The sequence below is a fragment of the Mastigocladopsis repens PCC 10914 genome, from assembly GCF_000315565.1.
In the GTDB taxonomy this organism is placed as follows: domain Bacteria; phylum Cyanobacteriota; class Cyanobacteriia; order Cyanobacteriales; family Nostocaceae; genus Mastigocladopsis; species Mastigocladopsis repens.
On the sequence record NZ_JH992901.1, the window covers coordinates 1,829,598 to 1,844,775 of the forward strand.

Genomic DNA, 15,178 nt, shown 5'->3' on the forward strand with positions numbered 1-15,178 from the left:
ACCCTTTTCAGGCAGTACTTGAGCACGGAACCAGTAATGACTTATTAGGCAAACTCATAGCAATTTTTGCCGAGGTGCTTGGCACGGTACATAGCGTTATCCGCCAGCTTAATCAAGATTTCACTGTCTTGGCTGTTCCTTGGGTAGACACTGATACCAATACTGGCAGAGATGATAGTCAAATGTCCTTCTAGAAGAATCGGCTCAGTAATAGTTGCTAGAATTTTTTCAGCGACTCTAGCAGCAACTGGTACCTTGGGAATTGCCCGTAAAATGACGGTGAACTCATCACCACCCAAGCGAGAAACAGTATCACTGCTACGTAAGCAGTGAGTGAGGCGTCGGGCAATGGTGACTAAGAGGCGATCGCCCATCTCATGCCCAAGGGTATCATTAACCTGTTTAAAGCCATCTAGGTCAATAAATAGCAGACCAATCAACAAATTATGCTCCTGTGCCCACAGAAGCGACTCTTGAAGTTGTTCTGCAAAAAATTTACGATTAGGTAGACCGGTCAGAGGGTCGTGATAAGCAAGATAACGTAAGTGGTCTTCTTTTATTTTTAATTCTTGGTTTATGCGCGACAAGTCAGCAGCAGCGCGTCTGAGTTCGTCTTCCATCCGCTTACGCATGGTAATATCTCGGATCACCCCAACTAAGAAGAAATTGCCAGCAGCATCTTTATGAAGCGATCGCTTTGTAGCAATCACATGAGTCATCCCATGAGAGTCTGTAAATTCTTCTTCGTTTTCATGAGGTTGCTGACTTTGGAAAACTAACTCATCTGAGGCGCGAAAAATATCTGCTTCATGCTGGGGGAAAAAGTCATAATCAGACCTTTCTATTAACACATTTTCAGGATAACCAATGAATTGACAATATGCCTCATTTAAAACAATCCACTGATGTTTTTCATTTTTGACAAAAATTGGGTCAGGAATTGTATTAATGACTTGGTGCAAAAACTCTTTGGAGCGTTTCAACTCTTCCTGACGATAGGCAACTTGATAAATGATTGCAATAGCTGAACCATTAAAGGTTAGCAACGCAGGTACAATTGGTATCCACCACGCAAATAACAAAGCAAGGTAGGCACTTCCAGTAAGTACAAAGCAAAATAGTAGAATGCTTAGGCAGCTTATGCCAGGACGTTTTATTTGCTTGCTGACGACTGCTCCCACATAAGCCCAAGCACAAATCCAAAACCATTCTATGGGATCAGACCAAACTTTGAGTAAAGGTCTTCCTTCAAGGGCGGCTGAAATAATCTCACTGATAAAATAAGCTTGTAGTTCAATACCAGCCACAGGCTTGACTGTACCAATCAGACGGCTGGAATATGGGAAGAACACAAAATCCTGGAGACTGCTAGCGGTGGAACCAATAAGCACAATGCGGTCTTTAATCCAGCTTGGTTGAACCTGACCGTTGAGCACATCTCGCAAAGATACCCTGCGGAAGCTATAACCTTCCACTGTTGAGTTTCTGCTGTCAACTTTGCGGAAATTGGACAACATTTGGTATCCTTTGTTATCTGCACCTATGTATCCACCATAATTAGGCTGAAAACGATGAAACTCAGCCTTACCTAAGCGCAAATACTCAGGATTACTTTTTGCTCTCTTGGGAGTAATCCCCTTTGCTTTTAAATACAGTAAAGCCAGCTTCAAGGCAAAACTTTCGTGTGCTTGATTATCAACATGCCAGTACAACAAGCTGCGACGTACTTTGCCATCAGCATCGTACACCACATTGTTAAAACCTACTTGGTGCCGCTGATTCAATAGGGGTGGTGGTGGAACACTGACATTTTTATTATTGGATAGGAGTTGAATACCAACCAAATTTGGTGTGGACTTATAAGCATAAACCAAATCCTGATAACCCGGTTCTACTGGCAAATTACGGTAGATATCTAAGCCAATAGCTCGAGGTTGGTTATCTTTTAATTTTTGCAACAGTTGAGCAATATAGTAGTCTGGAATTGGCCATGAACCGATTTGGTCTAAAGAAGCTTCGTCAATCGCTACAATTGTAATACGTTCTTCTGGTGGCTCCTGTGGACGCAACTGAAAAAGGTAATCCAAGGCTGCCCATTCTGAAGATTGCATCAATCCAAAAGAGCGTAGCAAGAGAATACAGACTGCTACGCTAGAGGCGGTAAAAATTTCCCTACGTCGTTGATGAAGTGATTGTTGCAGAGCAAACAGTAACCTCATCAGAGGCTGGCATAGCTGCTTACTTATTCCCATAACCCGGTTGGGAGAAATATTTTTATATTTTCGTAATTATTAACTATCTGGCGAATGCAATTCATATGCTAGCCTTAATGCTTTATAAGCGTTTTATCCACTTTTGAAGTTGTTAAAGAAAATCTCAGATGTCTCTGATATAAGTTACTCATCATTTCCTAAAACGGCAACAGTTGCTTTCGCGTTATAAAACAAAAAAGTCAACTGGTAGTGCATGAGTGATGCATTCTTCCAGCCGACTTTTTTTGTTAAGTTATGCTGCTTTTGAAGACTACTTGAAAGCGTCAGGAAAATTCTTAAAGTTGCGAGGACCTTGGTAACTAGAAACTTGAGCCAATTTCTCTAATGATTGGACGTTCGGATAAAGTTGACCGTTAATTTCCCAAGTAGGATAGCCTTGAATGCCAGCTGCTTTGCACAAATCTGGCTGGGCATCTTTGCCCTGCGGGTCGCACTCAATTTTCTTAATTTCTTGATACGCCTCTTTACCAAACAGTTGCTTTTGTTCATGGCAATGAGGACACCACCAAGCAATGTATTCCTTAGCACCTATTTTGGTTAGGTGGCGTGCCAACTGAATCTCTGCCTCACCAGAGGTGGTGGTGATTTCCCAGCCAACGCCCTGTGTGGGATCTCCATTTGGTCTTAAGGTAGGACCATTAGCAGCTTCAGGGTTATTCACATTGGCATAGACGCCTAAAGTACCAATTAAAGTTACCATACCTACAACAATAGCGGTAAAGAAGATTTGCCCAATATCTTCCCATATGCGACCGATAATTGTCAGTACTAAGAGGCTGGTGGAGAAGATAGCCGAAGCAAGACAGTAGATACAAAGGGATTTGATTTTGAAAAACAGTAGGTACATTAAGTAACCACTGAAAACAGTCATGGCGATCGCACCTGCTAAAAGCAGCAACCACGTCCAATTTTCCAGCTTTGTCCGGGTATCTTTATTTTGTACTGGGTCAACTGCTAAAGGCGCCAAGGCGAAGGTAGCCATGCTGCCATAAGCTAAAAAGCCAAACAAGGCTAAAGGCAGCCCGAAAACTGTAGCATAGTCGCTAGCAAGGACTAAATCACAGCTATTGGTGGGGCAAGCGGCAGAGCCTTGTGTGAACTTAACTACGGTAAGATAACCCGTTGTTAATGCACCAACAGATGCGATCGCGGCAATTAATATCCGCGACCATCTATGAATCCAGGGGGTAGAACGGCGGCGATTCATAAACTGCAATAGGAGATTGAGAATTAGGAACTGAGAATTGGGAACTAGGAATTGGTTAGTTGTTGGTTGTTGGTTGTTTTTTCTACTAACCACTAACCACTACCCATCCCCCATTACCTATTCCGTACCTACGAGTGTAGCTTTACAGAAGGAATTGATTGTGTTTCACCTTTAGAGTTCCAACTTTTGCGTGCAGCTTCCACAAACTGACTGACCCGATTTGGATCTATAGGTTGCTCGCGGCGACCGTGGCGTTTCAAAGCACTGGAAACAATGACACCATCTGCCGCCTGCATGAGTGTAGCAATGTTTTCCCAACTTGCTCCACTGCCAATAAACACTGGAGTCCCGTTAGCAGCAGCAGTTGCTAATTCCAAATCTTCTAAGTTTGGAGGATCACCAGTAGACCAGCCAGACATAATTACCGCATCTGCTAAACCACGCTCGATTGTGTCTTGCACTGCGGTGGTGAGATTGACAGCACTCAACGGACGAGCGTGCTTGACCAACACATCGGCAAAAATTTTCACATCGCTGCCTAACTCTCGCCGATAGCGCAGGAGTTGATAAGCTTCTCCCTCAATTATGCCCTGGTCGGTTGCCATCACACCTGTGAGTACATTAACGCGGATAAATTGCGCTCTAACGCAGGTGGCGATCGCCATAGCGCTTCTGGCGTCGTTCCGTAAAACATTTATCCCCACAGGGAGCATCACCAAATTCTGTATCCGCTGTACCACGACGGTCATGGCACTCACAACCGCCGGGTCAACCTGGTTTTTGGTAAACGGCGCATCGAAAAAATTCTCTACCATAATGCCGTCAACCCCTCCACTTGCTAGGGCTGTTGCTTCTTGTTCGGCACGGTCAATCACTGCTTTGAGGCTACCTCCCCAACGGGGCGAGGTTGGTAACGGTAGTAGGTGAACTACGCCAATAATTGGTGTTCGGGTTTTAAATAGCTGATATAAGTCCACGTCTTTAACCCGCTTTGCGGAGTCTTCAGTCCTTAGTGAGACCAGTTCTGTAAGCGTTGCGCGCACACTCTCGCGCAAACCGCACGCACTCGCGTGAGTCCCTTTGGAACACGCTGGGCGAACGCTGTCAGGCGTGCCGGAGGCATCACCCAAAGAGTCCTTAGTCTTTAGTTATTATCACTGGTGACTATTGACTATTTACTCATGACTCATGACTAATTCATTAAATTTGCTTTTTCTTACGTTTTGCTTTACCTTGTTCTCACGCATTTGTTTGGCATCCATTAAGTCGTTAGGATGCTTGCTAGCACTTGTTTGTTGTATTTTCAATCTTGAATAACTTGCCTCCACCTTCGGATGGAATGTGGCGTAACACTTTCCATAAGATATGTTAAGATAATATCTGGATACAACAGGAGTTTGCCACTCACAAGACGCGAGGCAGCTTCCCGTGGAGAAGGCATCGCGCCTGCCACACTTACAGGTCTTGCCTGAGCAAAAGGGTAGCATTACCGCGCTTACAGGCGTAGTCACGCGCTATTTTCCTTAAGGGTAGCGACTTCTCAAATGCGCCACACACACTTGGTTTCGGCGAGATGGATGGCTCCGCTTATGTCCTTCACCAGTGTCATTTAGAGAGTGGCTTCCCAGTATGTTGATTAGCAACATACACGTTGCGGTAATGTAAAATACCAAGAGGGAATTTCTTAAATCAAAGATTAACTACTTAGTGTCGAATTTATCTAAAATCTATCTATTTTTCCCTGAAAAAAAGATTAGTAAAGCTATCATAGCATGAACTCCATAATAATCATGGTTGTAGTTCCCTCAGGGTGTGTATGACTCTTGGAGACATTGCTCAGATCAAGAGGTTTTGACCTCTAAAATTAGGTGTCTAAAGCGACAATCTAACGCTAGACCTTGAAGTACATGAGAAAACCTAAAGACTTTTTCTGAATATGGGTGACAAGCCAACAATTGCAATTTCTCACCTAGGCTGCGAGAAAAATCGAGTTGATACAGAACATATGTTAGGACTGCTGGTAAAAGCAGGCTATAGCGTAGATTGTAATGAAGAGTTAGCAGATTATGTTATAGTTAATACATGCAGTTTTATTCAAGCAGCAAGAGAAGAATCTGTCAGGACTTTAGTGGAACTGGCAGAGGCAAATAAAAAAATCGTTATCACAGGCTGTATGGCGCAGCACTTCCAAGAACAGTTATTGGAAGAATTGCCCGAAGCAGTAGCAGTGGTAGGAACCGGGGATTATCACAAAATAGTAGATGTCATTCAGCAGGTAGACCAAGGCAAGCGGGTTAAGCTTGTCAGTTCACAACCAACCTACATTGCTGATGAAACCACACCTCGTTACCGCACCACAACAGAAGGCGTGGCTTACCTGCGTGTTGCCGAAGGTTGTGATTACCGATGTGCTTTTTGCATTATTCCTCACCTGCGGGGAAACCAGCGATCGCGTACCATTGAATCAATAGTTACCGAAGCAGAGCAGTTAGCAACTCAAGGGGTACAGGAAATTATTCTGATTTCCCAAATTACCACCAATTACGGTATTGATATTTACGGCAAGCCAAAGTTAGCCGAATTACTCCGTGCTTTGGGGAAAGTTGATGTGCCGTGGATTCGTATGCACTATGCCTATCCCACCGGACTGACCCCAGATGTGATAGCGGCAATTCAGGAGACACCCAATGTCTTACCTTACCTGGATTTACCCTTACAACATTCCCATCCAGACATTCTCCGCGCCATGAATCGTCCCTGGCAAGGACAGGTGAATGATGGGATTATCGAACGCATTAAAGAGGCGCTACCAGAAGCTGTGCTGCGAACGACATTTATTGTCGGTTTTCCAGGAGAAACTGAGGAACATTTTGAGCATCTGTTGCAGTTCGTCCAGCGTCATGAATTCGACCATGTAGGTGTGTTCACCTTTTCACCAGAAGAAGGAACGCCCGCCTATAACCTGCCAAATCAACTGCCCCAATTCGTCATGAATGAGCGGCGAAACGCATTGATGGAACTCCAACAGCCGATTTCTTTAAAGAAAAATCAGCAGGAAGTTGGCAAAGTGGTCGGTGTTCTGATTGAACAAGAAAACCCCGTAACAGGAGAATTCATTGGTCGTTCTGGTAGATTTTCCCCAGAAGTCGATGGGCAGGTTCTTGTTGATGGGGAAGCACGGTTAGGAACAATCGTGCCAGTAGTTATCCAAACAGCCGATGCATACGACCTTTTTGGTCAAGTTGTCAGCAACTGAGTTGTTAGTCGTTAGTTGTTCTCGCCACTACCCACTAACCACTCACGAATCACCAATCCAAAAAAAACCAAATTAAAACATTAGGAGAGTTGATGAATCTTTCTTTTCTAGAATTAGGAATTTCACAAGAGCGTGTTCAGCAATTAGAAACACTAGGCTTTACCGCACCAACAAACATTCAAGCGCAAGCAATTCCCCACCTACTAGCAGGTCGTGATGTCGTAGGTCAATCCCACACGGGAACAGGAAAAACGGCGGCATTTTCCCTGCCGATTGTAGATCAGCTGGATGTGAATCAAAAAGTTGTCCAAGCTGTGGTTCTGACGCCGACTCGTGAGTTAGCTATCCAAGTTCACGATGCTATCAGCACCTTCATTGGAAACCAAGGATTGCGGGTTTTAGCAATCTACGGTGGTCAATCGATTGAGCGCCAAATGTCACAACTCAAACGCGGCGTTCACATGGTGGTCGGTACGCCAGGGCGAGTTATAGACCTCCTGGAAAGAGGTAGTTTGAAGCTGGATAAGGTGAAGTGGTTGGTCTTAGATGAAGCCGATGAAATGTTGAGCATGGGCTTTATCGACGATGTAGACAAAATTCTCTCCCAAGCACCACAAGAGCGTCAGACAGCTTTATTCTCAGCAACAATGCCACCTTCGATTCGCCAATTGGTGAATAAGTTCTTGCGATCGCCAGTCACAGTCACCGTTGAGCAGCCAAAAGCCGCTCCTAACAAAATCAATCAAGTCGCTTATCTTGTCCCGCGCCACTGGACGAAAGCCAAAGCATTACAGCCCATCCTGGAAATGGAAGACCCAGAATCAGCTTTAATCTTTGTCCGCACCAGACGTACAGCAGCAGAACTCACCAATCAACTGCAAGCAGCAGGTCACAGTGTCGATGAATACCACGGTGATTTGTCACAACAAGCGCGAGAACGCTTACTGACAAGGTTCCGCAATCGTCAAGTACGCTGGGTGGTAGCCACCGATATTGCGGCACGGGGTTTGGACGTTGACCAATTGTCTCACGTCATTAACTTCGACTTACCAGATAGCGCAGAAACCTACGTCCACCGCATTGGTCGTACTGGTCGAGCAGGTAAAGAAGGCACAGCAATTTCTCTAGTGCAGCCCTTTGAGCGACGCAAGCAGCAACTGTTTGAACGCCATATCCGGCAAAGTTGGCAACTGCTGTCGATTCCGACACGGACACAAATTGAAGCACGGCATATAGATAAACTACAAACTCAGGTAAGAGAAGCCTTAGCTGGTGAGCGTTTGGCTTCATTTTTACCGATTGTCAGCAAGTTGAGTGAAGAATACGATGCTCAGGCGATCGCTGCGGCGGCGTTGCAAATCGCTTACGACCAAACTCGTCCTGCTTGGCTGCAATCAGAACTTGACCTTCCAGAAGAAGAGATCATGCAGCCAACTCCCAAACCCAGACTGCGGTCAAACCGTCGCGGCGAATTTTCTGGTGAACGCACTCGTTCCGCTTGGGTCTCATCAGACGCCAGCGCGACAGAAGGAGACAAACGCACTCCCAAGCCCAAATTGCGGACAGGGCGCCGGGAGACTTCCATGTCTCCAAAAAAGCTAGGTTCCAGTGCAGCTAGAGAAACAGCTTCTTAGGTGTTATTCATGAGTCATGAGTCATGAGTTCCTGACTTCTGGCATTTAGTTTCACCTAAAGATAGATAAGCTTATCTATCTGGGTAATTTCATCATCAGTCAAAATCAGCCCAAAGTGCCAGCATGGTTTGTCTTGGTTGGGCTGTTTTTGCATTGTTAAATATTAAGATTCAAATAGCCCTGCACTTCCTAAAATGCTATGAGCATAACCACCGCTAAACGCTTTACTATAGCTGAATTTGACCGTTTAGCAGAACTTGGTTTCTTTCGTGAGGATGACCGAGTCGAGCTGATCAACGGAGAAATTATCCCAATGGTATCGAAAGGTAAACCGCATTCTGTTTGCGAAACCCGCTTAGAACGAGAGTTATATAAGCTTGTGGGGGAACGTGCAACTCTACGAGGACAACAACCAATTATTATTCCTGAGTACAACGAACCTGAACCAGATAGGGTGATTGTAAAAAATCGAGAAGACGATTATCTCAGCACTCATCCCCATCCAGATGACATATTACTTTTAATTGAGATTTCTGATTCCTCTTTAAAATATGACCAAGAAGTTAAATTACCAATTTATGCTGAAGCGGGTATTTCTCATTATTGGATATTTAATTTAGTAGACAATTATCTGGAAAACTACAGCGAACCTTATCAAGATTTGCAAGGTAAATTTGGTTATCGGAGAAAGTTACTTTTCCTGCCTAACGAATCAGTTAATCTACCGTGTTTTCCTGATTTGTCCTTAGATATATCAAAGGTTTTTCCCAAAATTACCCATCAGAATTGACGGGGTAATGTTGTTTAATGTTGTTTCAGCAAAGCGTTCTGCTGTCGGTTTCTCGTGTACGTAGTTGCCTGTGACAGCGACAAAACTTTCTACCAATCTCATATGCCACATCCGCAAATTTGCTTCTTCGGCAATGCGATCGCCTAAAAGAGTCAATGAAATGCCCATTAGCCTATATACCGCCCGGAAAGACCAACAAAAACAGCGTAAATTTGGATAATCCAGTACAATCACGTAGGTATATTGGGAATCCGAGTTATGGCAACAATATTAGAAGCGGGTAGTACACAGTGGTACGGGTTGTTGTATCCTGTGTGGGCACAACTGGCACAGGTGGGAGAAATTCAAAACGCTACAGCGAGTGGTGAAGCCAACCTTATCCAGCAACTCATTCAGGCATTTATCTTAGGGATCATCCAAGGCATAACAGAATTTCTACCCATTAGTAGTACTGCTCATTTGGAAGTTTTTACCAAAGCATTCGGCTGGGAACTTTTGGGACAAAAGTCATTTGTAGCGACGATTCAATTTGGCAGCGTCATTGCTGTCTTGTTGTATTTTCGCAAAGACATCAGTCAAATTTTGAGTGGAAGCTGGGCCGCTTTCCAACAAAAAGACTGGCGGCGAGATGAATGGCAATTGCTAGTGGGTATAGCAATAGGCACATTGCCGATTTTAGTAGTGGGCTTTTTGCTTAAGGATGCCCTTAATGACGAAAACTCCGTGATTAACAGCATGACCACCATTGCCATTGATTCAATTGTGCTAGCAATTTTGTTAGGAGCAGCAGAAAAATTTGGTAGCCGCAAGCGGGATTTTAGCGCTTTGAAGATGCAAGATGGACTGCTGATAGGGTTGGGTCAAATGCTGGCTTTAGCGCCTGGTGTGTCCCGTTCTGGTTCGACTTTAACGACTGCCTTGTTTTTGGGACTCCAAAGGCAAACAGCGGCAAAATTTTCGTTTCTTTTGGGTATTCCATCCTTGACAATTGCTACTTTATATGAGTTTTTAAAAGAGGCATTAGGCAAAATTGATTTGGTATTGGTGAGCGTCGGGGTACTTTCAGCTTTTGTATTTTCTTATATATCCATTGCTTGGTTGCTGCGGTATCTTCAAACCCATAACAACTGGGTCTTTATCTGGTATCGCTTGGCATTTGGGGCTACAATTCTGGGTGCGATCGCGGCTGGGGTATTAAAAAATACTTAGTCATTTAAAACACATTTAAGCTGCATATTCCTTTACCCTCGCTGGATTAGTCGAGTGAAAGATGTTTTAGGACAAGATTTAGGGAATGCAGGAATAGTTTGTTTTGCGGTGTTTTCTTATATAGTGATCGCCGGGTTGTTGCGCTTTTTGAAAACGCCAAGCACCTGGGTATTTATCTGGTGTATTTATCTGGTATAGACCAATACGATTCAGATAAGATTTTTTTAGGTGCGACTCTTAATGTAGAGACGTGCCATGGCACGTCTCTACACGCATGAAATTATTACAAATACCCATTAACTGAACCGTATTGTGGTATAAGCTGATGTTTGGTGTAGTTATACTTGTGGCAATTGGAACGGGCGTTTTGCAAAATATTTGATGGTCAATAGTCAATAGTCCACAATCTCATGACTATGGAGTATTGACTACTACCTTAATGTGATTGTCCGAGTTACTGGCACTCTTTTACTAACTTATAAATTATATTTTTTTAGCTACAATAAAATTCAGTAAGAATAAACAATCAGCTAACAAAGCATGACAATTTCATAAACTATTAATAATTCAATTTTAATCAATAACTTATAACTTATGACTACTATTCGTCCTGTCCGAATTACTAAAGTACTACCAGATTCCATCGCCGCAGAAATTGGATTTGAACCAGGAGATGCAATTGTTAGCATTAACGGTACATCTCCTCGCGATTTGATAGATTATCAGTTTTTGTGTGCTGATGAGGTATTGGAACTAGAAGTTTTAGACGCTACTGGCAAAACTCATTCTATTGAAATTGAAAAAGACTATGATGAAGACTTAGGGCTGGAGTTTGAAACGGCTCTATTTGATGGTTTGATTCAGTGCAATAACCGTTGCCCGTTTTGCTTTATTGACCAGCAACCGCCAGGTAAGCGTTCAAGCTTGTACCTGAAAGACGATGATTATCGCCTGAGCTTTTTGTATGGGTCTTACTTAACTCTTACCAATTTAACAGAACGAGAATGGCAGCGAATTGAAAAAATGCGGCTATCTCCTTTGTACGTGTCTGTCCATGCGACTGAACCCGAAGTTAGAATTAGACTGCTGAAAAATACCCGTGCAGGACAAATCCTGGAGCAAATTAAGTGGTTCCAAAAAACAAGACTGCAAATTCACGCACAAGTCGTGGTCTGTCCTGATATCAATGATGGCATCCACCTGGAACAGACATTACGAGATTTAGCTTCTTTTCATACGGGAGAAGTCCCTGCTGTTGCCTCTGTGGCAGTCGTACCAGTCGGTTTGACGCGGTTTCGTCCAGAACAAGATGAACTCACACCTGTCACTAGAGAAAAAGCGCGGGAAGTCATTTCCCAAGTGCGATTGCTACAGCAGGAATTTCGTCAGAAATTTCGACAAAGCTGCGTTTGGCTGGCTGATGAATGGTTTTTGATTGCTGGTGAGGAATTGCCAACTGAAGCAGAATACAAAGATTATCCTCAAATAGATAACGGTGTCGGTTCTATTCGTTTATTTCTCAAACAATTTACACAAGCAGCAGACAAGTTGCTACCGCCAAAAATTCCACAGAGAAAACTAACTTGGGTCGTTGGCAACGCTGTAGAACAAGCATTTCAGCCAATTCTGAAGCAGTTGAACTCGGTCGAGGGTCTAGAAGTGAATATGCGTGCTTTAAATAGCGATTATTGGGGACAAAGTATTACTGTTACTGGCTTGCTGACTGGTCATGATTTGCTTTTGAAGTTACAGGGGCAGAATTTGGGAGACGGAATTTTGCTGCCAAGTGTCATGCTCAAGCATGGCGAATTGATATTTTTAGATGATATAAGTGTTGAGGATGTGGCTCGCAAGTTGGATACAAAAATATTTCCCGTGGCGGGAGTTGAAGAATTCATTCAAATCTGCATCAAACCATTTAACGGAAGCAATAGTTAAGAGTCTGTAGTCCTAAGTCAAAAACTAATCACTAATTTGTTTAATTTTAAACTTTTAATTTTGAAAAACTTAAGGTGAGGAGTGTAGAGTGATCAATCAAAAAAGACGAAGTAGAAAGATAGAATTGAAAATTCAAAAGGCGGGTTTATTAATTTTAAATTTTAATTTCATAATATTTAATTTACTAAATGTTTTACCTGCCACCGCGACGACTTCAGAACCAATATTGAGCATAGTCCATAGCGAAGAGAATGCAAATCAGTGGCCGGGGATAACAAATCGCTTGCAGGCGGCTGGGGTGAAGTACTGCGTGATTCCTTTATCGAGTGTGAAGAATGCAGCAGATTGGGGCGATCGCGTGGTTTTATTTTTGCCAAATGTAGAGTTATTAACGCCAGCACAAGCTATTGCCCTCGAAGAGTGGATGAGCAAGGGAGGACGCTTAATTGCGAGCGGTCCTGTGGGGAGTGTGTCAGCGCCGGGAGTGCGGCAGCTACTGCGAACTCTACTAGGGGGTTATTGGGGCTTCAGCCTCGATAGACCACAAAAGCTGCAACCAGCACCAAAAGCAAAGTTCCTAGAATGGGCAAACCAAAACGGACTTTTTGGCGAGGTACGGGGTGGCGTCGTGATCCCTGACAACATCACATCTCAAGCTGCTGCTGTTTGGGCTGGCAAAGATAATCCAGCAGCAGTGGTCGCTAATGAGCGTTCCACCTTTTTTGGCTGGCGCTGGGGTGTAGATTCTGCTTCACCAGCACAGTTAGATAATGCTTGGTTACAAGCTACCATCAACCGTTATGTAAAAAACCCTACGACTGCCCCAAATAAAGTAGCTGGAGGTTCTCCAACCTGCTCTACTACTGTGGCTAAAGCGCCAGCAACGGGGAGCGGACAAGCAAGAGCAGGGGGAGTAAGGGGAGAAAAATCTTCCCCATCTTCCCCATCTTCCCCATCTTCCTCAACTCCCCTCAAAACCGCCACCGCTCCTCAACCCAGACCTCTTCCTAGTGTCACACCCCCAAAATCAGACGAGGCTATTGACCAACTCGAAACAGCGGTGCGGTTTGATGTTGCACCTAACTCACAAGCACCAATTAGCCAAACTGAAGCGCTAGCTTTCCAGAACGAGCTAGAAAATCTTATTGGTAGAGTTGAGAGTGCCAATCTAGCAGCACAAGCTATCTCTGAAAATGCCGATAACCCTCAACTAGCAAAGGCGCAGTCCGCGCAGGTGGCATCAACAAGACCAGGGACAGCACTTCTTAGCCCAGAGCAAGCTATAGATGCTGCTCGCCAAGTTGTGAAAAACTTGCCCCAATTGATTGCACAAAAAAACTACGTTCAGGCTCGTCAGCAATGGTTGGCGACAAGAGCAAATTTGTGGAATCAATTTCCTCTGAATCGGAGGCTGGCGCAACCAGAAATCAGGGCGATATGGCTCGACCGAGGAACGATTATCCGAGCGAGGAACGAGCAGGGACTTGCTCTGATTTTTGATCGGATGGCGCAAGCTGGAATTAATACTATATTTTTTGAAACGGTAAATGCTGGCTACACTATTTATCCCAGCAAAATTGTGCCCCAGCAAAACCCTTTAGTGCGTGGTTGGGATCCACTAGCATCTGCTGTTAAGTTAGCGCACGATCGAGGTATAGAATTACACGCTTGGGTTTGGGCTTTTGCTGCTGGCAATCGACGGCATAATGAACTGCTCAACATAGACCCTAACTACCCAGGACCTGTGCTTGCTGCTCATCCTGATTGGGCAGGATACGATAATCGTGGTCAAATGGTTCCTTCTGGACAAAGCAAACCATTCTTTGACCCAGCTAATCCTCAAGTGCGGCAGTACTTGTTCAGCTTGTACGAGGAAATTGTTAGCCGCTATAACGTGGATGGTCTACAACTAGACTACATTCGCTATCCCTTCCAAGACCCAGCCGCTAACCGGACTTATGGCTATGGTAAGGCAGCCAGAGAGCAGTTTCAGCAGCTGACTGGTGTAGATCCAGTGAAAATCTCCCCCAGGGAAAGGCAACTATGGCAAAGGTGGACAGAATTCCGTACTCAGCAAATTGATAGTTTTGTTGCTCAAGTGTCACAGCAACTGCGAAAAAAGCGACCCAATTTGATTTTTTCGGTTGCTGTCTTTCCCCTTCTAGAACAAGAACGCATTCAGAAAATACAGCAACACTGGGAGGTTTGGGCAAGGCGTGGTGATATCGATTTAATCGTCCCCATGACTTATGCTCAAGATACTCCACGCTTTGAGCGACTGGCACAACCTTGGATAAACAGATCTACACAAGTAGGTTCTTCTTTGTTAGTGCCAGGAATTCGTCTGCTTTCTTTGCAAACAGTCGGAGCATTTGATCAAATTCAACTGCTTAGAGACTTACCTGTTAGTGGTTACGCCCTGTTTGCCGCAGAGAATTTTAGCAATGACCTCAACAAAGTCTTTAGTAATACTCAAGGTAGCGTTCAACGCGCACAAAAAGAACCCATTCCACACCGCCAACCTTTTCAATCTGCTGCCGTCCGTTACACTGCTCTACAAAGTGAGTGGAAGTTGGCAGTGCAAAACAACAAGTTGAGAATACCTTCCACAACGTTTTCAACTTTTAACTCCCAAGCAGAAGTTGTGCAAAATGCTTTAAAGCAGCTGGCGACTGACCCAAATAACAGTAAGTTACTAACAGCAAGAACTTCGCTTGTAAGGTTGCAGTCTCAATTTAGAGAGTGGATGCGTTTACAAGCCCTTGACAATCCATATCAAGTTAGAGCTTGGGAAAATCGTCTCGCTGCTATAGAAAAGTTATTGCGTTACGGAGAACGGGTACAGTTGCACCCCTAAAGATTGATGGGAAA

At 44.2% G+C, this 15,178-nt stretch carries 10 protein-coding genes; 6 read left to right on the plus strand and 4 right to left on the minus strand.

What is annotated here, in order from left to right:
- Positions 1-44: 44 nt before the first annotated feature.
- The 3 genes from MAS10914_RS0110260 to btpA form a co-directional block, all read right to left on the minus strand.
- Positions 45-2,219: a CHASE2 domain-containing protein gene (locus MAS10914_RS0110260; RefSeq protein ID WP_017315846.1), complete on the minus strand. Its 2,175-nt coding sequence runs from the start codon at positions 2,217-2,219 to the stop codon at positions 45-47.
- A gap of 304 nt (positions 2,220-2,523) precedes the next feature.
- The gene (locus MAS10914_RS0110265) at positions 2,524-3,480 is read right to left on the minus strand and encodes a vitamin K epoxide reductase family protein (protein ID WP_026082462.1); all 957 of its coding nucleotides are present in this window, start codon (positions 3,478-3,480) and stop codon (positions 2,524-2,526) included.
- A 128-nt stretch (positions 3,481-3,608) separates the two neighbouring features.
- Positions 3,609-4,457: a photosystem I biogenesis protein BtpA gene (btpA, locus tag MAS10914_RS0110270; RefSeq protein ID WP_026082463.1), complete on the minus strand. Its 849-nt coding sequence runs from the start codon at positions 4,455-4,457 to the stop codon at positions 3,609-3,611.
- A gap of 959 nt (positions 4,458-5,416) precedes the next feature.
- Between btpA and rimO the strand changes: the two genes are divergently transcribed.
- The 3 genes from rimO to MAS10914_RS0110295 all read left to right on the plus strand — a co-directional run bounded on the left by rimO (position 5,417) and on the right by MAS10914_RS0110295 (position 9,160).
- Positions 5,417-6,736 carry a 30S ribosomal protein S12 methylthiotransferase RimO gene (gene rimO, locus MAS10914_RS0110280; protein WP_017315849.1) on the plus strand — a complete coding sequence of 440 codons (1,320 nt, stop codon included), beginning with the start codon at positions 5,417-5,419 and terminating at the stop codon, positions 6,734-6,736.
- A 92-nt stretch (positions 6,737-6,828) separates the two neighbouring features.
- A complete protein-coding gene (locus MAS10914_RS0110285) occupies positions 6,829-8,370 on the plus strand; it encodes a DEAD/DEAH box helicase (protein ID WP_017315850.1) in 1,542 nt (513 codons plus the stop codon).
- A 199-nt stretch (positions 8,371-8,569) separates the two neighbouring features.
- Positions 8,570-9,160 (plus strand): Uma2 family endonuclease, encoded by a 591-nt coding sequence (locus MAS10914_RS0110295; RefSeq protein ID WP_017315852.1) that lies wholly within the window; start codon positions 8,570-8,572, stop codon positions 9,158-9,160.
- Here MAS10914_RS0110295 and MAS10914_RS32700 read toward each other — a convergent pair.
- Positions 9,125-9,328: a hypothetical protein gene (locus tag MAS10914_RS32700; RefSeq protein WP_071599813.1), complete on the minus strand. Its 204-nt coding sequence runs from the start codon at positions 9,326-9,328 to the stop codon at positions 9,125-9,127. The genes MAS10914_RS0110295 and MAS10914_RS32700 overlap by 36 nt on opposite strands.
- A gap of 90 nt (positions 9,329-9,418) precedes the next feature.
- On the opposite strand from MAS10914_RS32700, the gene MAS10914_RS0110300 reads away from it, so the two are divergent.
- The 3 genes from MAS10914_RS0110300 to MAS10914_RS0110310 all read left to right on the plus strand — a co-directional run bounded on the left by MAS10914_RS0110300 (position 9,419) and on the right by MAS10914_RS0110310 (position 15,164).
- The gene (locus MAS10914_RS0110300) at positions 9,419-10,369 is read left to right on the plus strand and encodes an undecaprenyl-diphosphate phosphatase (protein WP_017315853.1); all 951 of its coding nucleotides are present in this window, start codon (positions 9,419-9,421) and stop codon (positions 10,367-10,369) included.
- Between the two features lie 594 nt (positions 10,370-10,963).
- Positions 10,964-12,307 (plus strand): TIGR03279 family radical SAM protein, encoded by a 1,344-nt coding sequence (locus MAS10914_RS0110305; RefSeq protein ID WP_017315854.1) that lies wholly within the window; start codon positions 10,964-10,966, stop codon positions 12,305-12,307.
- An 88-nt stretch (positions 12,308-12,395) separates the two neighbouring features.
- Positions 12,396-15,164: a family 10 glycosylhydrolase gene (locus MAS10914_RS0110310; protein WP_017315855.1), complete on the plus strand. Its 2,769-nt coding sequence runs from the start codon at positions 12,396-12,398 to the stop codon at positions 15,162-15,164.
- Positions 15,165-15,178 lie beyond the last annotated feature (14 nt).

Bases quoted from the DNA above. Each gene is read 5' to 3' on its own strand.
- rimO (WP_017315849.1), top strand. From the start codon at position 5,417: ATGGGTGACAAGCCAACAATTGCAATTTCTCACCTAGGCTGCGAGAAA.
- MAS10914_RS0110285 (WP_017315850.1), top strand. From the start codon at position 6,829: ATGAATCTTTCTTTTCTAGAATTAGGAATTTCACAAGAGCGTGTTCAG.
- MAS10914_RS0110305 (WP_017315854.1), top strand. From the start codon at position 10,964: ATGACTACTATTCGTCCTGTCCGAATTACTAAAGTACTACCAGATTCC.
- MAS10914_RS0110295 (WP_017315852.1), top strand. From the start codon at position 8,570: ATGAGCATAACCACCGCTAAACGCTTTACTATAGCTGAATTTGACCGT.
- MAS10914_RS0110260 (WP_017315846.1), bottom strand. From the start codon at position 2,219: ATGAGGTTACTGTTTGCTCTGCAACAATCACTTCATCAACGACGTAGG.
- MAS10914_RS0110265 (WP_026082462.1), bottom strand. From the start codon at position 3,480: ATGAATCGCCGCCGTTCTACCCCCTGGATTCATAGATGGTCGCGGATA.
- MAS10914_RS32700 (WP_071599813.1), bottom strand. From the start codon at position 9,328: ATGGGCATTTCATTGACTCTTTTAGGCGATCGCATTGCCGAAGAAGCA.
- MAS10914_RS0110300 (WP_017315853.1), top strand. From the start codon at position 9,419: ATGGCAACAATATTAGAAGCGGGTAGTACACAGTGGTACGGGTTGTTG.